The following is an 18,134-nucleotide window of genomic DNA, read 5'->3' as shown; positions in this document are numbered from 1 at the left end:
CGGTCAGAATCACCCGACTGAGCCATCCATTTCCATCGAAATCAACCGGTTCAGCTCCACGGCGTACTCCATTGGCAGTTCCTTGGTGAACGGCTCCACAAAGCCCATAATGATCATTTCAGTGGCCTTGGCCTCGGGAATGCCGCGACTTTCTAGGTAATACAACTGCTCCTCAGAGACCTTGGACACTTTTGCCTCGTGCTCCATCGCGACATTGGAATTTTTGATCTCCGTAAACGGAATTGTGTCCGATGTCGACTTTTCGTCCATTAGGATCGTGTCACACTCCACATGGCAAAACGAGTTGTCTGCCTTTTTGGTGAAGCGCACGGTCCCACGGTAATCCACCGCGCCGCCGTCCTTGGCGATGGACTTGGACACAATATTTGAGGACGTGTTTGGCGCGTTGTGGATCATACGTGCCCCGTTATCCTGGTCGACCCCGGCGCCAGCCACGGCGATGGACAGCATCGTCCCCCGCGCGCCTTCGCCGTCCAGGTAAACCGATGGATACTTCATCGTGGTCTTGCTGCCGAGGTTGCCGTCGACCCACTCCATGGTCGCATTTTTCATCGCCTGCGCCCGCTTGGTTTCAAGTGAGAAAACGTTCTTGGACCAGTTCTGAATCGTCGTGTAGCGGCAGTACGCGTCGTCTTGAACAAACACCTCGACCACCGCCGCGTGCAGCGAATCGCTAGAGTAGTTCGGCGCGGTGCAGCCCTCCACGTAATTGATGTGCGCGCCTGGTTCCACAATAATCAACGTGCGTTCGAACTGGCCGGAATTTTCCGCGTTGATCCGGAAGTACGCCTGAATCGGCACGTCGGTTTGCACGCCTTTAGGTACGTAAATAAACGAGCCGCCTGACCATACCGCGCCGTTCAGTGCCGCAAACTTGTTGTCAGACGGGTGAACCAGCGTGCCGAAATATTGGTGCACCAAGTCCGGGTACTGCTTCAACGCCGAGTCCATGTCCATGAAAATGATGCCAAGCTTATCAAACTCTTTTTTGATGTTGTGGTAGACGACTTCTGACTCGTACTGCGCCGAGGCGCCGGCGAGGTACTTGCGCTCAGCCTGAGGCACGCCCAGCCGATCGAAGGTGCGTTTAATGTCATCCGGGACGTCAGCCCAATCGCGGTAGGTCTTGTCGGTCGCCTTTTGGAAGTACAGCATTTTGTCCAGATCAAGATCCGACAGATCAGGACCGTAATCGGGGAATGGCAGCTTCTTGTAGGTCTTATACGCCGCCAGCCGGTAATCCAGCATCCACTGCGGCTCACCTTTTTCCGCGGAGATCTCCCGCACTTTCTGCTCGGTCAGCCCGCGGCCGGTCGAGTAAACCAGCTTGATGTCGTCCTTGAAGTCACCGGGGTTCTCATCGTCGAGAAAATCGACCTGTGACGCCACGGCTTCATTATTCTTGGTGTTTTTAGTTTCAGTCATGTTGTTCACCTTCCGTTAGGGCTTGAGCAGCCGCCTTCCACGCCAGCGTGGCGCACTTGATGCGCGCCGGGAACTGATGGACGCCCTTGAGAATCGAGGCCGACCCCAGCACTTTTTCATCCGGCACGCTGCCGTTGATCACCAGGTCGGAAAAAGTCTCGACCATGGTCTCGACTTCGGCAGGCGTTTTGCCGATGATTTGATCGGTCATCAGGCTGCCGGAGGCCTGAGAAATGGTGCAGCCAGAACCGGAAAACGCCGCGTCTGCGACCTTGCCATCCTTGAGCTCCAGCTGAAGTTTCAGCACATCCCCGCAGCTCGGATTACGCAGGGTCACCTGACTGGTCGGGTTGACCAACACGCCATGGTGCCGCGGGTGGTTGGCTTCGTCCAAAATCACCTGACGATATAGTTGATCCAGCTTAGTCAGACTCATGGAAAAACCGCCTCCCCTCGTCAACCGCCGCAATCAGCGCCTCGACGTCTTGAGGCGTATTATACACCCCAAAACTGGCACGCACCGTTGCCGGCACGCCCAGCCGCGCCATCAGCGGCTGGGCGCAGTGATGCCCCGCCCGCACCGCGATGTTGGCTTCATCGAGCACGGTTGCCAGGTCATGCGGGTGCACCGCGGCTAAATTAAAGGACACGATGCCAATGCTCTGGTCATCCCCGTACAGCGTGATGCCGGGAACCTTAGCCAGGCCGGCCCGCAGCTGCTGGACCAGCGCGTGGTCATGGGCTGACACGTTTGCCATGTTCAGGTGCGAGATGTAATCCAGTGCCGCTTTCAGGCCGAAGACGCCGGCGATGTTCGGCGTGCCGGCCTCAAACTTGAGCGGCACTGCCGCCCAAGTCGAAACCGCATCCTGCACCTCGTCGATCATCTCGCCGCCAAACTGCACCGGCGGCATGGCCGCCAGCAGGTCCGCGCGCCCATACAGCACGCCAATCCCTGTGGGCCCGTACATCTTATGCCCGGAAAACGCGTAAAAATCCGCGCCGAGCGCCTGCACGTCCACCTTCATATGGGCAACCGCCTGCGCGCCATCAACGACCATGTAGCCGCCGCGGGCGTGGACGAGGTCAGCCAGCGGGCGAATGGCGACTGCCCCGCCGGCCACGTTGGTCACCTGCGCCAGTGCCAGGATTTTGGTGCGCGGCGTTAGCAGCTGTTCAATCGCGGCGGAATCCGTGTTGCCCGCTTTGGTCACTGGGGCCACCACAAATTTGGCCCCGGTGCGCTTGGCCAGCTGCTGCCAAGGAATAAAGTTGCTGTGGTGTTCGGCGCCGGACACCAGAATCTCGTCACCTTCGTGCACCGCCAGCGGGCCAAAACTTGAAGCGACCAGGTTCAACCCGTCCGTCGTGCTGCGGGTGAAAACAATTTGGTCAGCCGCGGGCGCGTTAATGAAGCGGGCCGCCTGCGCCCGCACCGCTTCGTAGCTTTCCGTGGTGTTGTAGGCTAGCTTGTAGAGGCCGCGGTGGACGTTGGCATTATCGTCGGTATAATACGCGGCAAGCGCGTCGATGACCGACTGCGGTTTTTGTGAAGTTGCCGCCGAGTCTAGATAGGTCAACTCCGGATGCTGCTTGAAAAATGGAAATTCATCACTCATCTGTGTTCACCAAGGTTTCATCGATCTGCCTGAACAGATCGGCTTTCAGATCCTTATCCGTGATTTCCAGCAGTCCAGCCTCCAGAAAGCCGCGAATCACCAGCCGCTGGGCCAGCGCCTCCGGCAAGCCGCGACTCATCAGGTAATACATCTGCGCCTTGTCCACGCGCGTCACGGACGCGGCGTGGCCAGCGGTCACATCGTTTTCATCGATCAACAAGATCGGGTCTGCATCGCCGCGCGAATCCTTACCCAGCATCAGCACCCGATTTTCCTGTTGATTATCGCTGCCGCGCGCGCCTTTGATGATGTGCCCGATGCCGTTAAAAATCAGGTGGGCCTTGCCGACAATCACGCCGCGCTGGTTGATGTGCCCCTTACTTTTACGGCCATAATTGGTCATGGCCGTGGTGTAGCCAACGTGCTGCCGCCCGCTGGCCAGGACCCCGACGTTGACGGTGGCCGAAGCACCAGTCCCGCGCAAGTTAACGTTGATCAAAGTCGCCCCTGAATTTTGGGCAAAGCCGGCCAACGTCCAGTTCAGCGTTGCGCGGTCTGCAAGTTCCGCAGTCCGAGACGCCAGCACCATGTTGGCCTGAAACCCGTCATAGGTGAGCCAGTCGACCTGCGCATCTTCGCCGATGTCCACAAGGACGCCGACGCCAAGGTTGGTCCCGGCGCTCGCCCAGCGCTCTTGAAACGCCACATGGGCGAAAGCGCCAACGTGGATCAAAAGCAGCCCGCCGCCGTCTGTCGGCCCGGTCACCCGAAACGGCTCAGCGCTTGCATAGCCGGCAGGCACGGTAATCTCGGTGATTTGCTGCGGGCTGGCAGTTAGCCATTCGTCTAGCGAAATGCGACGCGGAAAACCGCTGGCCTCGGCCGGATGAGACACGGTAATCGCACTGGGGGCGGTCACGGTCATCGCGGCCACTGGCTGGCTGTCCTTTACTTCCTTCATGTAACGCGCAAGCGGGATCTTCGGGGTGTTCGCCAAAGGCAGCCGTTTAATCATTCCCGTCACCCGCCTTGAGGTGCTCGTAGCCGGTTTTCTCGAGCGTGTGGGCCAGCTCTGGACCGCCGGATTCGATAATGCGGCCATCCTTCATGACGTGCACCACGTCCGGCGTGATGTAATCCAGCAGGCGCTCGTAATGAGTGATGATCAAAGACGAAAAGTCATTACCGCGCATTGAGTTCACGCCATCGGCGACAATGCGCAGCGCATCAATGTCAAGACCTGAGTCGATTTCGTCCAGCAGCGCCCAGTGGGGGTGGATCATCATCAGCTGCAGGATCTCGTTGCGCTTTTTTTCACCGCCGGAAAACCCCTGGTTCAAGTAGCGATCCGCCATGTCCTCCGGCATTTTCAGCTGCGCCATGGTGTCATCGAGCTGATGCAGGAAATCCATGATTGGGATCTGGTCGTCATCGGGCCGGCGTGCGTTGATTGCCGCCCGAATGAACTCCGCGTTCGTCACCCCGTTGATCTCAGCGGGATACTGCATGCCCAAAAACAGGCCCAAGCGCGCACGCTCATCGACGGCCATGCCGATGATGCTTTGCCCGTCGATCAAAATGTCGCCCTGGCTGACCACATAGCGCGGATTGCCCATGATGGTTTCAGCCAGCGTCGACTTGCCGTTGCCGTTAGGTCCCATCAGCGCGTGGATCTCCCCGGCATTAATGGTCAGATTGACCCCTTTTAAAATCTCGGGATGTTCGGGTTCGGCCTTCACTTTAACGTGCAGATCTTTGATTTCTAGTGTGCTCAAGATAGCGCCTCCTGGACTTTGTTTACTTTCATTGTACGGCAGGAATTGACCCCCTGCAAACCGCTTTCATGCGAGATAATTGTGGTCGGCCGACTGTCTTGTCCCAAGGACTTCACCCAGAAGCAGCCTTCGAGAGCCAGCAAAACCGGCGTCTCAAGAGATGAGGCACCGGTTTAGATGAACCACTGGTGATTAATGTTGAAGGCGCCGCGCCAGCCAGTCGCCGACGAACTGAACGATGAAGACCAGAATCAGGATGAAAATCATCGCGACCCAGATCACATCGTTTTCGAAGCGCTGGTAGCCCACGGCGATGGCCAAATTCCCCAGGCCGCCGCCGCCGACCGCACCGGCCATCGCCGTCAGACCGATGATTGAGATAATGGTCAAAACGCCGACGCGCACCAGCTCACCCAGGCCTTCACGCAGATAGACGCGAAAGACAATTTGAAGCGGCGACAGGCCCATGGCCTCGGCTGCCTCGATGACCCCAGGGTCAACGGTGAGCAGCGCATTTTGCACCTGCCGGGCAAAAAATGGTGTCGTGCCCAGGACCAGCGGCACCAGTGCGGCGCGCGGCCCAATGCCGGTGCCGACAATGGCCCGAGTCACCGGATTCAGGACGGCCAGCAAAATGATGAACGGAATCGCCCGGAAGATGTTGACCAGCTTGTCGACGATCCAGTACACCGGGTGATTCTCGGTCAGCCCGTGTTCGTCTGTCAGCACCAAGATAATGCCGATGATGATGCCCAACGTGAAGGCAATGAGCGTCGTCCACCAGGTCATGTACAGTGTCTGACCGATGGCCTCGGTCACGCCGCCGTCACCGCTCCAGATCGGCACAACGTTCGGGAAGAATTTTTCAATCAAATTCATGCGGTGTCGCTCCTTTCTCAGCGGTGGCAGACAAATGCTGCACGGTCACGTCGCTTTGCTTCAGGTAGTCAAACGCCCGGTTCAAGTCATCCTCAGTCCCGGACAGGACCACCAGCAGATTGCCGAACGGCGTGCCCTGCAGGATTTGAATGTCGCCAAACAAAATGTTGGCGGTGACGTTGTACTCCTTGAACAGCGTGGCCACGAGCGGCTGGTCGGTTGAGGCCCCAACGTACGTCAGGCGCACCAGTTGATCTGGCGCCTGCAGGTTACGCACGGCGGGTTGATCGCGAACTGCCTCGATGGCCTCATCGATTTGAATCGTCGTGTCGATGAAGTCCTTGGTCAGCTGCTGCTGCGGGGCGGCGAAAATGTGAAGCAAATCGCCGCGTTCGATGATGCGGCCGTCGTCCATCACGGCGACCTTGTTGCAGACCTGCTTGACGGCTTCCATTTCATGGGTGATCAAAACAATCGTCAGCCCCAGCCGCTGGTTCAAACTGGCCAACAGCTGCAAAATCGAGCTGGTGGTCTTGGGATCCAAGGCGGAGGTCGCTTCATCAGAGATCAGGATCTCCGGATCAGAGGCCAGTGCCCGGGCGATGCCAACCCGCTGTTTTTGACCGCCGGATAACTCGGTGGGATAAGCGGTGGCGCGCTCACTCAGGCCGACCAGCGCAAGCAAATCAGTCACCTTCTTGCTGATCTCCTGCTTGGTGATTTTACGCAAAATCTCGTTGCCGTCTTTGTCCTTGTCCTTCACCAACGTGCCCTTGAGCGGAAAGGCGACGTTACCGGCAATGGTCAGCGAGTTCATCAGGTTAAAATGCTGGAAAATCATTCCAATGCGCCGCCGCTCGCTGCGCAGGTCTGAAGCATTCAGGCTCAGCATGTCCTGGCCCAGCACTGTGACCTGACCGCTAGTCGGCCGCTGAAGCAGGTTAATCGTCCGCACCAGCGTCGATTTACCGGCCCCGGAGTAACCGACGATCCCGTATATGTCGCCGCGCTCCACCGTCAGATCGACGTGATCGACCGCATGGACACTTTTGTTCTTCTCGCTGAAATTGACATCGACCTGCTTTAATGTGATCACCGGTTCTGCCATGACCAACCGCCTTTCTTTCTTAAAGACTAATACTTACCAGTCCAGGCCGGCAGCACCGCACCCTTATAAACCTTTTTAAGCTGTTTTTCGGTTTCCTTGCTCTGGTAAGCCTTCACGATCTTCTTGTAAGTCTTGTTGCTCTTATCCGCTTTGGACTTAGCAGCAATGATGTTGATCCAAGGATGCGACTTCTTGCCGATTTTTTCAACTGCGATCGCGTCTTTTGGCTTCAGATTGGCCGCGGCCGCAATGTCGTTGTTGACGACCGCCGCGTCGACATCGTTCAACGAACGGGCCGTTTGGGCGGCATCCAGTTCCGTGAACTTCAGGTCCAGCTTGTTTTCGGTGATGTCGCGAATCGTCGGCGTGGCCACGTTCTTGACCTTGATAATGCCGTTAGCCGCGAGCAGGTCGAGGGCTCGGCCTTCGTTGGACGCATCGTTTGGCAAGGAGACACTGTCGCCCTTCTTTAAGTCCTTCAGCGACTTGATCTTGTTGGAGTACGCGCGCATCGGGCCAATGTAGGTGTCACCGACCGAAACAATGTGGTTGTTGTGCTTCTCGTTCCAGGTCCCCAAAAATTCATAGTGCTGGAAGGAATTGAGCTGAATGTCGCCGTCTTCAAGCGCCTTGTTCGGCGTGTTGTAGTCGGTGAACTGCACCAGCTTGATGTTGACGTCCTGTTTCTTCAGCCGCTTTTGAATGTCCTTCCAGATGTCGACATCGGTGCTCATGATGCCAACCTTGACCGGCTTGCTGGCCGAACCCGTGCTAGCGTTGCTACTGCTGTTTCCACACGCCGCCAAAGCCAATACAGGCAGGGCCAATGCGGCCGTCAATGCCAATTGCTTAAACCACTTCATAACTATTCCCTCCAATTTTTGTCCTTGAACAAACAAAAACCGCTTCTAACCAAAGTTAGAAGCGGTTATCCCGCGGTACCATTCTAATTCACCAACGCCAAAAAGCGTCGGCCTCACTAACGGGCAATCACCCGCGTGCAAGATAATGGATGCCAGCCATTGACCCCTTGCCGAAGCTCAGCGTCACCGATCCGTGAGCCATTCTCGATCATCGCTGCTACCCCGCTCTCATCTACCCGGGTTTTCTGTGCAGTCCGCGACGGTCTCTCTCTCACATCGTTCGTTTGCTCAATTAAATTATCTCGAGTTTACCGAGTCTGTCAGACCCTGTCAAGTCCAATAGTTAAAAAAAGATGAGACCAGACCGCAAAACACGTCTGAGTCTCCCCAGCGTATTGGCTACTGCCGATTGAACTCCTCGCCTTCCTGACTGAACATGTAAGACTGGTGGTGATACCGCATGGACAGCAGCATCCCCACCGACAACATGTCGGCAAGCAGGAATGACCCCCCTTGAGAAATAAAGGGCAGCGGGATCCCGGTAATCGGCAGCAGGCCGACGTTCATGCCGATGTTTTCAAAGATATGAAACACGATCATCATGATGACCCCGGTGGCGATGTAGGCGTAGAACTCATTTTGCGTGTCGAATACCACCCGCAGCATCTGCCAGATCAGCAGGAAGTACAGCAGGATCACCAGCGCACAGCCGATGAAGCCAAACGCCTCACCGATGGTGGAAAACGCCATGTCGGATTCGCGCACCGGCACCGTGACGTGCAGGTTGTTGAACCCGCGGCCCGTCATTTCACCGGAGCCAATGGCTTTCATCGACTGCCACAGCTGGTAGGAATCGGTGGTTGCGGCGCCGCTCGGGTTCAGCCACGAGTCGATCCGCTTGAACTGATAAGCGGCAAAGCCGAGCTTGCCCAGCAGATCGCGCCCCCAGGTCTGCGTGACCAGCAAAATAGCCGCACTGCCTAGCGCCGCGGCCGCCGCGCCAATCGGCACAATGATCTTCCACGTGATGCCGGAGACCAGCACCACTCCGGCAAAAATTGCCAGGAACACCAGCATCGTCCCGAAGTCGTTTTGCAGTTCAAGCAAGATGATGATGGGCAAAGTCCACAGGAACATCTCCCCGATCAGCCGCCAGTCATTGGTGGTGCTGTGAGCAAACCTGACGTTGTGGTTGGTCACCACGCGGCCCAACATCAGAATGTAGGCCGGCTTCATCACCTCAGACGGCTGAAACGTGAACGAGCCAAACCCAAGCCAGCTTTTCGCGCCAGTGTGGACAAAAACGGCGCGATCATACGCGACCAGCACAACCACCAATAAAAAGATGCCCAGGCCGTACAAAATTGGGGCCACTCGCCATAGCTGCTCCGCGTCAAATTGCATGACGAAGAAAATGCCAATACCGCCGATCACATACCACAGCCCCTGCATGAAGAGTGCCCGGGTGGTGCTGCCGGCGTTGGGGTTGGTATCGTGGGAAACCGCCATGTAAATTGCCGCCATCCCGATCAACGCCAGCAGCATGACGGACAAAATAATGCCGTAGTCGATGCGGTCCTCACTGCGGCGCCGCGTCGAAACGTCTTTTGCCATAGAACTCTCCTAACTGGTCAAAACGCCACTTCCAGATGCGAAGTGGCGCGCGGCCTAACCTTGGTGCAAATGATATTCGGACAAGAGAAACGCGACCGCCGCATCCATGGTTTTCTGCCGGTGCGGCTTGGCATCGCCGGCCAGATAGGCATTAAAGTGCTTGCCGTCCTCCTCTGATTCGACGTAGCCGATCTCGTTTTTGCCCAGTGTCAGGACCGAAACCGTGTGCCCGTTGCGGGTCACGTCCTCCTGATTGACAGTAATTTTCTGTTCTTTTGGCATATGTTCTCCTTATCGGTGGAAGTCAAACTGCGCGCTTTCGGCCATGTTCTTTTGCGGATCCGGATTACGCCGCACGGTGAAAAAATCCGGCACCGGATCCAGGCCCCCTTTAACAAAGGGATTGCACCGCAAGATCCGCGCCAGACCCATGACCAGCCCCTTGAAGAAGCCGTGCTTGGCCAAGGCCTGAATCATGTACGTCGAGCAGGTCGGATAATACCGACAGCTGGGCGGCAGCAGCGGTGAGATAAAGCGCTGGTACCCTTTGACTAGCCACATCGCAACTTTGCGCAAGAATTCACCTTATTTCAAAAAATCCAGGATGTGCGTCCATGTTGACGGCACAAACACCTTGAATGGATTGCCGCCGTCGATTGCGTACCCGACCATGGCGCCTAGGATCAGCGCTGCGATCACTAACAATAAGCCGATCAGCAGCTTGCGCACCACGCGCATGGCATATTCTGAAGACATGACGTCCTCCCAATCAGTACTGCTTGTGGTGGGCGATATTATCCAACAGCACGCCGGTCCCAAGGGCTACGGCATCCAGCGGCTCTTCCGCCAGCAGCACCGGCACCCGCAGCTCGTGGGCAAACAGTTGGCTGATGCCCTTGAGCAGTGCACCACCACCGGTCAGCATCACACCACGGTCAATAATGTCGGCAGACAGCTCAGGCGGCGTCTTCTCCAAGACTTCCTTGGCCGCGGCCACGATTTGCATCATCGTGTCGTGCAAGGCTTCTTCGACCTCGACGGCCGTGACTTCGACTTCGCGTGGCAGGCCAGTCGCAATGTCGCGGCCGCGCACCTCCATGGTCTGCTTCGGGTCGGCTTCGTACACCGCCCCGATTTGAATTTTCAGCTGCTCAGCCGTGTGCTCACCGATCAACAGCTTGTGCTTGTTCTTCACGTAGGACACGATTGACGCATCCATCTTGTCACCGGCCAGGCGCAACGAGCGGCTGGTGACCACTTCACCCATCGAAAGCACCGCCACATCCGAAGTGCCGCCGCCAATGTCGATGACCATGTTGCCCTGCGGCTGGAAAATGTCCAGGCCCGCGCCAACAGCGGCCACCTTGGGCTCAAACTCCAGGTAAACCTTACCGCCGCCCGATTTTTCTGCGGCCTCAATGATCGCCTTTTGCTCGATCGAGGTGATATTGGTCGGTGCGCAGATCAGGATGTTGGGCTTGGACATGAAGCCCTTAACGTTGAGCTTATTAATGAAGTACTCCAGCATTGCTTCGGTGATGTCAAAGTCGGCGATCACGCCGTCTTTCAGCGGCCGGATCGACTTAATGTTGCCAGGCGTGCGCCCAACCATTTTGTAAGCCTCGGTGCCGACGGCGAGGACTTTGCCGGTGGACGTATCGATCGCCACGACGGAAGGCTCGTTCAGCACGATGCCCTTCCCTTTCACGTTGATCAGGACGTTGGCCGTCCCCAGGTCGATCCCAATATCTTTAGCCATGAATTTCTCTCCTCAATTGATTACTAACGATTGATTATACCACAGGGCCAGGCCCACCGCTCACAGCAAGTAAGTGAGGCTGTGCGCAGCGGTGAGCAGCGACAGGAAGAACTCACTGACGTTGTAGCCGATCGCGATGGCTAAAAACACCATCAGCAGCTTGTCGAAGCGTAAGGCAAAGAGCAGCCTGAAGGTGATCATGATGAACACAAAGTGCGACACCAGCGTCACGGCGCCAGTGATTCCTAAATCTGTCATAGCAGCCTCCTTATGCCCTTTAAATTATACCGGCTTTTGCACAAGGCGGCGAGGTCCTTAACTGCAAATTAACAGTTTTACGCACTGCTGCCAATGGGTGAGGCGGACGCATCAAAAAAGCACCGTCGAAACGGTGCTTGAATGCCCTACTTGCCGAAGCGTCCTTGGCGAACGTTGATCCGGTTAATTGCGCGCTGCAAGGCGACTTGCGCCCGCTGGAGTTCGTCTTGGTCACGTTTGGCCTTGGCTTCCTCGATGCGGCGCTCGGCGCGCTTGCGTGCGGCTTCGGCCCGGGTCAGGTCGATGTCGCGCGCACGTTCGGCGGAATCGGCGACAATCGAACAGGTGTTGTCCGACATCTCCATGAACCCGCCGTTAACGGCGATCATGTCTTCGTGACCGGGATTATCAACGCGGCGAACGCGTACTTCCCCAATCATCAAAGGCGCGACCACGGGTTCGTGGTTGGCCATGATGCCCATGTCACCGGTCGTGGTTTTGACCACGACCAGCGTGGCATGGTGATCATAGACCAGCCCGTCTGGGGTCACGATGTTGACCGTCAGAACTTTGTCTGCCACGGTGATCGCTCCCTTCTGTTAGTTTGCAGCGGCTTGGGCCGGTGCAGCGTCTTCAGAAGAAGCGTCATCTGCCGGTGCAAACCCCATCTTCTTCGCCTTCTCAACGACTTCTTCGATTTTGCCGACGGAACGGAACGCATCTTCTGGATACTGATCCATCTTGCCGTCCAAAATCATCTTGAAGCCCTTGACCGTCTCTTCAACTGGGACATAGGCTCCTGGCATCCCGGTAAACCGTTCCGCCACGCTGAAGTTCTGGGACAAGAAGAATTGAATGCGGCGAGCCCGTGCAACTGTCACCTTTTCGTCGTCGGACAGTTCATCCATCCCAAGAATTGAGATGATATCCTGGAGTTCGCGGTAACGTTGCAGGATCTGCTGCACGTGGGTCGCCACTTCATAGTGCTCTTCGCCGACAATCTCCGGGGTCAACGCGCTGGAAGAAGATTCCAGCGGGTCAACAGCGGGGTAAATGCCCTGCTCAGTCAGGCTGCGTTCCAGGTTGGTGGTGGCATCCAAGTGAGCAAAGGTCGTCGCCGGCGCCGGGTCGGTGTAGTCATCGGCAGGCACGTAAACGGCCTGGATCGAGGTGACTGAGCCCTTCTTGGTGGACGTGATCCGCTCTTGAAGCTGGCCCATTTCAGTCGCCAGCGTTGGCTGATAGCCAACGGCTGAAGGAATCCGGCCAAGCAGCGCGGACACTTCAGAGCCGGCCTGCGTGAAGCGGAAGATGTTGTCGATAAACAGCAACACATCTTGGCCTTCAACGTCGCGGAAGTACTCCGCAATGGTCAACCCAGTCAGCGCCACGCGCATCCGGGCACCAGGCGGCTCGTTCATCTGACCAAACACCATGGCGGTATTCTTCAGAACACCTGATTCCTTCATTTCGAAGTACAGGTCGTTCCCTTCACGGGTCCGTTCGCCGACCCCGGTGAAGACTGAAATGCCGCCGTGTTCTTCGGCGATGTTGTGAATCAGTTCCTGGATCAAAACGGTTTTGCCGACCCCGGCACCCCCGAACAACCCGACTTTCCCCCCACGCAGGTAGGGTTCAAGCAGGTCGATAACTTTGATCCCGGTTTCGAGGATCTCTGAGCTGGTGCTCAGGTCTTCGAACTTAGGCGCATCTTTGTGGATGCTGTCGCGCCGGTGATCGGGTCCAAAAGCTGGACCGTCGTCGATCGGATCACCTAAAACGTTGAACACACGTCCCAATGTATCTTTCCCAACGGGAACGGAGATGGAACCGCCGGTATCTTTGGCTTCCATGCCCCGCGTGAGCCCGTCAGTGGAGTCCATCGCGATGGTGCGCAGCACGCCGTCGCCGAGTTCCAGGGTCACTTCGAGCACCAGTGCTCGGTTGCCATCCCCTTTATCGACGGTCAGCGCGTTGTTAATTTCAGGCAGATCCTTGTCGAGTGGAAACTCGACATCGACAACAGGGCCGATCACTTGCACGATTTTACCAGTAGAATTACTCAATGAAATCGTCCTCCCTGTTGATTACTACTCAAGTGCGTTGGCCCCGCCAACAATTTCGGTAATTTCCGTCGTGATCGCGGCCTGCCGAGCCCGGTTATAGGTCGTCGACATCTTATCGATCAAATCATTGGCATTATCGGTCGCACTCTTCATTGCCGTTGTGGAAGCGGCGTGTTCCGCGGTCTTCGCGTCCATAATCGCGCCGAAGATCAGACTTTCCGCGTACTGAGGCAGGATCGCCTCGAGCACGGCGTCTGGATCCGGCTCGGTCAGGTACTCGATCGGGTGATCTTCGACTTCACTTGCGTCAAGATCAGAGATCGGCAGCATTTTTTCGGCCCGGAATGCAGAGGTCAGTGAGTTGACGTGGTGGTTGTAGCACACGTACAGCTCATCAAACACTTTGTTGTCGAACATGGTCACGGCAGTCTTGACGATTTCCCGCACCTCGTTAAAGGTGGGAATATCGGACACGCCCCGGTACTCGTAGGCCAGGTTGATGCCGCGCTTCTTGAAGAAGTCGGCCCCAACGCCGCCCACCGCCATGATGACGTAATCCGAATCGTCCTGGTGGTCCTGCTGGATCATCTGCATCATGGCCTTGAGGACGTTGCTGTTATAGCCGCCGACCAGACCCCGGTCACTGGTGATGACCAGGTAGCCGGTTTTCTTGACCGGCCGCTGCTGCAGCAGTGAGGCGACCTGAAGCTGTTTCTTATCGACAGTGCCGGAGGTGATCTCCGCCATCTGCTGCCGTTCCAGCTCCAAGAGTTGGGCAGCCGCCAGGTGAGTGACGATCTGCCGGACGCGATCAGCGTAAATCTGATACGCCCCCGCCCGCCGCTCGATCTGAGTCAGCTTGGCGCCGGACACCATTTGCATGGCGTGCGTGATCTGACCCGTCTTTTTCGTCGAGGTGATCTGACGCTTGATGTCCATCAATGATTCAGCCATGCCGCACCTCCTTATTTCTTGGTGCTGCTGGTGAACCCATCAGCAAAGCCTTTGATGAGTGCATCAAGTTTGTCAGTATCTGGCAGATTGCCAGTGTCTTTGATGGTCTTCAGCAGATCCGCGCCGTTGGAATCGGCATAATCAAACAGCTCCTGCTGGAACTGCGAGATATCGTCGATCGCAATGGCATCAAGGTAACCATGCGTCAGGGCGTACAAGATCAGCACCTGATACTGGACTGGCAGCGGCTTGTGCACCGGCTGCTTCAGGACTTCAACGGTCCGCCGGCCGCGATTCAACTTGGCCTGCGTGGCCGCATCCAAGTCAGAACCGAACTGGGTGAAGGCTTCCAGCTCACGGAAGGACGCAAGGTCCAAACGCAAGGTCCCGGCAACCTTCTTCATCGCCTTGATCTGCGCATCGCCGCCGACTCGGGACACCGACGCCCCAGCGTCAACCGCCGGGCGAGTACCTGAGTAGAACAGATCGCTTTGCAGGAAGATCTGACCATCGGTGATCGAAATCACGTTGGTCGGGATGTAAGCCGAAATGTCGCCGGCCTGCGTTTCAATGATCGGCAAAGCCGTCATCGACCCGCCGCCCAACTTATCGGAAAGCTTGGCCGCGCGTTCAAGCAGGCGTGAGTGGGTGTAGAAAATATCCCCAGGGTAGGCTTCACGACCTGGTGCACGCCGCAGCAGCAAGGACAGTTCACGGTAGGCGTTGGCCTGTTTTGACAGGTCATCGTACACAATGAGCACGTGCTTGCCGTTGTACATGAACTCCTCGCCCATGGCCGCGCCGGCATAGGGTGCAATGTAAAGCATTGGGGCAGGCTCAGACGGGCCCGCGGTCAGAACGATGGTGTAATCCATCGCCCCGTACTGCTTCAAGGTCTCGACCTGCGCACGCACCGTCGACTCTTTTTGGCCGATGGCGACGTAGACACAGATCATGTCCTGATCCTTCTGATTGATGATCGTGTCGATCGCAATTGAGGTTTTCCCAGTCTTGCGATCGCCAATGATCAATTCACGCTGGCCGCGGCCGATCGGGACCAAGGCGTCAACCGCCTTGAGCCCAGTCTGCAGGGGCTGCGTAACCGACTGACGCTGCATGACGCCAGGAGCCTTCACTTCAATGGGACGGGTGTGTTCGGTTTGAATCGGACCGTTGCCGTCGACGGGCTGCCCTAAGGCATTGACCACGCGGCCGATCATGTTCTCACCGACTGGGACTTCCATGATGCGACCGGTCCGCTTGACCGTGTCGCCTTCACGAATACCATCAAAATCCCCCAAAATAATGATACCAACATCATTATTTTCAAGGTTTTGCGCCATCCCGTATGAGCCGTTGCTGAACTGAAGCAATTCACTGGCCATGGCGTTCTTCAACCCCGTGGCACGTGCGATCCCATCACCCACGTAGGTAACGGTCCCAACTTCATCCACGTTCAGATCATCTTTATAATTTTCAAGTTGCTGCTTGATCAGAGAACTAATTTCCTCTGTCTTGGTGCTCATCCGGTTCACCTCTATTCGCTAATTGGTGAGCAGTTGCTGCCGCAATTTCGAAAGCCGGGTTTTCACGGTCCCGTCGATCACTAAATCGCTCGACTGGACCTTGACGCCGCCGATCACCGAGGGATCCACGACAGTCGTGATGCCCACGGTTTTGGCTTTCAGTTGCTTTGCAAGTGCTTGATTCATTGCCTGAGCTTGCGCCTCAGTCAGCGGCACGGCAGTGGTCACTGTCGCGTCCACATGCCCGGTCGCCTCATCGAAACGGTCCGAGAAGTCCTGAATCACTGCCGGCAGACCTAAAATACGGCCGTTTGCCATCAGGATTTGGACCAAGTGCTTGACGAGGTCGCCCGCGTCTTGCGTGAGCAGCCCCATCAACGTGGTCTTATCCGTTTGCGTGAGGTTATTGCTGGCCAAAGCCGGCATTAACTCAGGCGTTGCTTCGATCACAGCGTTGACTTGTGCCAGCTGCGCGGAAACGGCACTCAGAGCCTGTTGGTCCTGAGCGGCTTCGAACAGGGCTTTGCCGTAGCGCGGCGCCGCATCACGATCAGTGACTGCCATTGGCGTCACCTAATTCGTTGATGTACTGGTCGATCAAGTTCTGCTGTGTGCTGGGATCGAGCTCTTTGGCAATCAGCTTTTCAGCGATTGCCAAGGACAGGTCGGCGACGTCGTTTTTGGCAGCGGCCAGGGCATCGGCACGTTGCTGCTCGATGTCCTTGTTCGCGTTGGCCTTTAAGGTTGCGACTTCGCTTTGGGCCTGTTCAACGAGTGTGGCACGCTGTTTTTCGCCATTTTCCTTAGCGGTATTGACGATGTTGACAGCGTCTTCCTTTGAGCTCTTCAGCTCGGCTTCGCGCTGGTCCGCCATTTTCTGCGCCTCTTGGCGTTTGTTATCGGCGTAATCCAGGTCGGAGTCGATCTTGTCTTGACGCTCGGCCATGATCTTCGTGACCGGGTTCCAGGCAAAAATCCCAACGAGCACCAATAAAACAGCGAAGGCGGCGAGAAGAAAGAGCGTATCACCAAAAGTAGCCATTCAAGCCACTCCCTTCTTTATAATTGGTGCTGATTACTTCAGGACAAGCATGAAAGCAACAACGATCGACATGATCGGAACGGCTTCAATTAAGCCGACACCGATAAACATGGTGGAACGAAGGGTACCAGAAGCTTCTGGCTGACGTGCCATCCCTTCCAGAGCCTTGGAGATAACTTGACCGTTACCGTATGAAGCAGCCAGTGCGGCGAGCCCCGCGGCGATAGATGCAGCGATGTATTGCATGATATTTCCTCCTATTAATCAGATATAACCTTTTCCGAAATGTAAACTGTGGACAAGGTGACAAAAATATACGCTTGAATCGTACCAATGAAGACTGAGAACCCTTGCCAAATGACTTCAACTGCAAAGCCCCCAATAAAGGACACTCCGCCGAGTAAGCCGTGGCCAGAAAAGGCCAGCTCTCTAATCAACAGAAGTAACACTTCACCGGCATAAATGTTCCCATAAAGTCGCAGTGCCAAGGTGACAAAGTTCGTGATGTTCTCGATCAGGTTGATCGGCAGCAAGAATGACACCGGCGAAACATACTCTTTCATGTACCCCTTGAAGCCGTTGAACACGACCCCGAAGAAGTGGGAAAGCACCAAGACGACCATCGCCAAACTCATGGTGATGATGGGATCGGCAGTCGCCGACCGGAACCATGTCTTGCCGCCCACATCGACCTGAAAGAACAGGCCGAGCTGGTTGTTCACAAACACGAACAAGAACATGGTGAAGGCGAATAACCCGAAGCGCTTGCCTTCCTTACCAGGCATCGCCGACTTGACGATACCGTTGGTGAAATCGATCAGGTACTCCAGGGCGTTCTGCCTACCGTTGGGCCGAATTGTCGGCTTGCGGGCCAGCCAGAATACCAGGAAGAAAATGATCACACAGGAAACCAAAATTGCCAGGTCATTCGCCAAGTTAAAGCGCAGCCCCATGAAACTCACTATGGGATAGCTTTCGTTCACAGAATTCACCTCCTTACAACTCGCAAAAAGACGTATGTATAACTGCATGCGGATTAGGCGGGCCTAATATGTGGAATTGCCGGATACTCATCCTTCAAAACACACAGATTACTCTATCACCTTTACCCCCAAAAAACAAAACACACACGACACTTTTCACAACTTTTCACACCCGTTTTTCATAATTTTTTTCAAACGGAAAGCGCCGCCATGTCTCAAGTCTGCCAGATTTTCCAATCTGT

22 protein-coding genes are annotated in these 18,134 nt (G+C 56.1%); all 22 read right to left on the bottom strand.

Features of this window, described 5'->3' with window-relative positions; all coding sequences use genetic code 11:
* Positions 1 to 9: 9 nt before the first annotated feature.
* Positions 10 to 1,446 (bottom strand): Fe-S cluster assembly protein SufB, encoded by a 1,437-nt coding sequence (gene sufB, locus JUF21_RS05680; RefSeq protein WP_203663422.1) that lies wholly within the window; start codon positions 1,444 to 1,446, stop codon positions 10 to 12.
* A complete protein-coding gene (gene sufU / locus JUF21_RS05675) occupies positions 1,439 to 1,882 on the bottom strand; it encodes a Fe-S cluster assembly sulfur transfer protein SufU (RefSeq protein ID WP_203623119.1) in 444 nt (147 codons plus the stop codon). Before sufU ends, sufB begins: the two co-directional genes overlap by 8 nt.
* Entirely contained in the window at positions 1,869 to 3,065 is a 1,197-nt protein-coding gene (locus JUF21_RS05670) for an aminotransferase class V-fold PLP-dependent enzyme (protein ID WP_203623120.1), read from the bottom strand. Before JUF21_RS05670 ends, sufU begins: the two co-directional genes overlap by 14 nt.
* Positions 3,058 to 4,080: a SufD family Fe-S cluster assembly protein gene (locus JUF21_RS05665; RefSeq protein ID WP_203623121.1), complete on the bottom strand. Its 1,023-nt coding sequence runs from the start codon at positions 4,078 to 4,080 to the stop codon at positions 3,058 to 3,060. The genes JUF21_RS05670 and JUF21_RS05665 overlap by 8 nt, the downstream gene beginning before the upstream one ends.
* The gene (gene sufC / locus JUF21_RS05660) at positions 4,073 to 4,840 is read right to left on the bottom strand and encodes a Fe-S cluster assembly ATPase SufC (RefSeq protein WP_125756761.1); all 768 of its coding nucleotides are present in this window, start codon (positions 4,838 to 4,840) and stop codon (positions 4,073 to 4,075) included. Before sufC ends, JUF21_RS05665 begins: the two co-directional genes overlap by 8 nt.
* A 192-nt stretch (positions 4,841 to 5,032) precedes the next feature.
* Positions 5,033 to 5,719, bottom strand: coding sequence for a methionine ABC transporter permease (locus JUF21_RS05655; protein ID WP_203623123.1), 687 nt, complete (start codon positions 5,717 to 5,719; stop codon positions 5,033 to 5,035).
* A complete protein-coding gene (locus JUF21_RS05650) occupies positions 5,706 to 6,827 on the bottom strand; it encodes a methionine ABC transporter ATP-binding protein (protein WP_125756757.1) in 1,122 nt (373 codons plus the stop codon). The genes JUF21_RS05655 and JUF21_RS05650 overlap by 14 nt, the downstream gene beginning before the upstream one ends.
* 26 nt (positions 6,828 to 6,853) lie before the next feature.
* The gene (locus tag JUF21_RS05645; protein ID WP_203623124.1) at positions 6,854 to 7,690 is read right to left on the bottom strand and encodes a MetQ/NlpA family ABC transporter substrate-binding protein; all 837 of its coding nucleotides are present in this window, start codon (positions 7,688 to 7,690) and stop codon (positions 6,854 to 6,856) included.
* Positions 7,691 to 8,089: 399 nt separating this feature from the next.
* A complete protein-coding gene (locus JUF21_RS05640; RefSeq protein WP_203663420.1) occupies positions 8,090 to 9,304 on the bottom strand; it encodes an FtsW/RodA/SpoVE family cell cycle protein in 1,215 nt (404 codons plus the stop codon).
* Positions 9,305 to 9,358: 54 nt separating this feature from the next.
* Entirely contained in the window at positions 9,359 to 9,586 is a 228-nt protein-coding gene (locus JUF21_RS05635; protein WP_125756751.1) for a DUF2969 family protein, read from the bottom strand.
* Positions 9,587 to 9,595: 9 nt separating this feature from the next.
* Complete coding sequence (yidD, locus tag JUF21_RS05630) at positions 9,596 to 9,865, bottom strand: membrane protein insertion efficiency factor YidD (RefSeq protein ID WP_374706439.1); 270 nt, start codon at positions 9,863 to 9,865, stop codon at positions 9,596 to 9,598.
* A gap of 24 nt (positions 9,866 to 9,889) precedes the next feature.
* Positions 9,890 to 10,060 (bottom strand): DNA-directed RNA polymerase subunit beta, encoded by a 171-nt coding sequence (locus JUF21_RS05625; protein ID WP_125756747.1) that lies wholly within the window; start codon positions 10,058 to 10,060, stop codon positions 9,890 to 9,892.
* Between the two features lie 13 nt (positions 10,061 to 10,073).
* Positions 10,074 to 11,063, bottom strand: a complete 990-nt coding sequence (locus JUF21_RS05620; protein WP_125756745.1) for a rod shape-determining protein — start codon at positions 11,061 to 11,063, stop codon at positions 10,074 to 10,076.
* 60 nt (positions 11,064 to 11,123) lie between these two features.
* Positions 11,124 to 11,321, bottom strand: a complete 198-nt coding sequence (locus tag JUF21_RS05615; RefSeq protein ID WP_203663418.1) for a DUF1146 family protein — start codon at positions 11,319 to 11,321, stop codon at positions 11,124 to 11,126.
* Between the two features lie 146 nt (positions 11,322 to 11,467).
* Positions 11,468 to 11,908, bottom strand: coding sequence for a F0F1 ATP synthase subunit epsilon (locus JUF21_RS05610; RefSeq protein ID WP_374706438.1), 441 nt, complete (start codon positions 11,906 to 11,908; stop codon positions 11,468 to 11,470).
* A gap of 12 nt (positions 11,909 to 11,920) precedes the next feature.
* Positions 11,921 to 13,387 carry a F0F1 ATP synthase subunit beta gene (gene atpD / locus JUF21_RS05605; RefSeq protein ID WP_125756741.1) on the bottom strand — a complete coding sequence of 489 codons (1,467 nt, stop codon included), beginning with the start codon at positions 13,385 to 13,387 and terminating at the stop codon, positions 11,921 to 11,923.
* Positions 13,388 to 13,411: 24 nt separating this feature from the next.
* Positions 13,412 to 14,341 (bottom strand): F0F1 ATP synthase subunit gamma, encoded by a 930-nt coding sequence (locus JUF21_RS05600; RefSeq protein WP_125756739.1) that lies wholly within the window; start codon positions 14,339 to 14,341, stop codon positions 13,412 to 13,414.
* An 11-nt stretch (positions 14,342 to 14,352) separates the two neighbouring features.
* Positions 14,353 to 15,867 carry a F0F1 ATP synthase subunit alpha gene (gene atpA, locus JUF21_RS05595; protein ID WP_125756737.1) on the bottom strand — a complete coding sequence of 505 codons (1,515 nt, stop codon included), beginning with the start codon at positions 15,865 to 15,867 and terminating at the stop codon, positions 14,353 to 14,355.
* A gap of 18 nt (positions 15,868 to 15,885) precedes the next feature.
* A complete protein-coding gene (gene atpH, locus JUF21_RS05590) occupies positions 15,886 to 16,431 on the bottom strand; it encodes an ATP synthase F1 subunit delta (protein WP_125756735.1) in 546 nt (181 codons plus the stop codon).
* Entirely contained in the window at positions 16,418 to 16,909 is a 492-nt protein-coding gene (gene atpF, locus JUF21_RS05585) for a F0F1 ATP synthase subunit B (protein WP_125756733.1), read from the bottom strand. The genes atpH and atpF overlap by 14 nt, the downstream gene beginning before the upstream one ends.
* A 33-nt stretch (positions 16,910 to 16,942) precedes the next feature.
* Positions 16,943 to 17,155, bottom strand: a complete 213-nt coding sequence (gene atpE, locus JUF21_RS05580) for a F0F1 ATP synthase subunit C (protein WP_125585618.1) — start codon at positions 17,153 to 17,155, stop codon at positions 16,943 to 16,945.
* Between the two features lie 14 nt (positions 17,156 to 17,169).
* Complete coding sequence (atpB, locus tag JUF21_RS05575) at positions 17,170 to 17,892, bottom strand: F0F1 ATP synthase subunit A (protein ID WP_125756731.1); 723 nt, start codon at positions 17,890 to 17,892, stop codon at positions 17,170 to 17,172.
* Positions 17,893 to 18,134: the final 242 nt, after the last annotated feature.

Source organism: Lacticaseibacillus sp. 53-4 (assembly GCF_016861805.1).
Lineage (GTDB): Bacteria > Bacillota > Bacilli > Lactobacillales > Lactobacillaceae > Lacticaseibacillus.
Note: the sequence above shows the minus strand (reverse complement) of the source record. Positions and strands in the feature narration are given on the sequence as shown.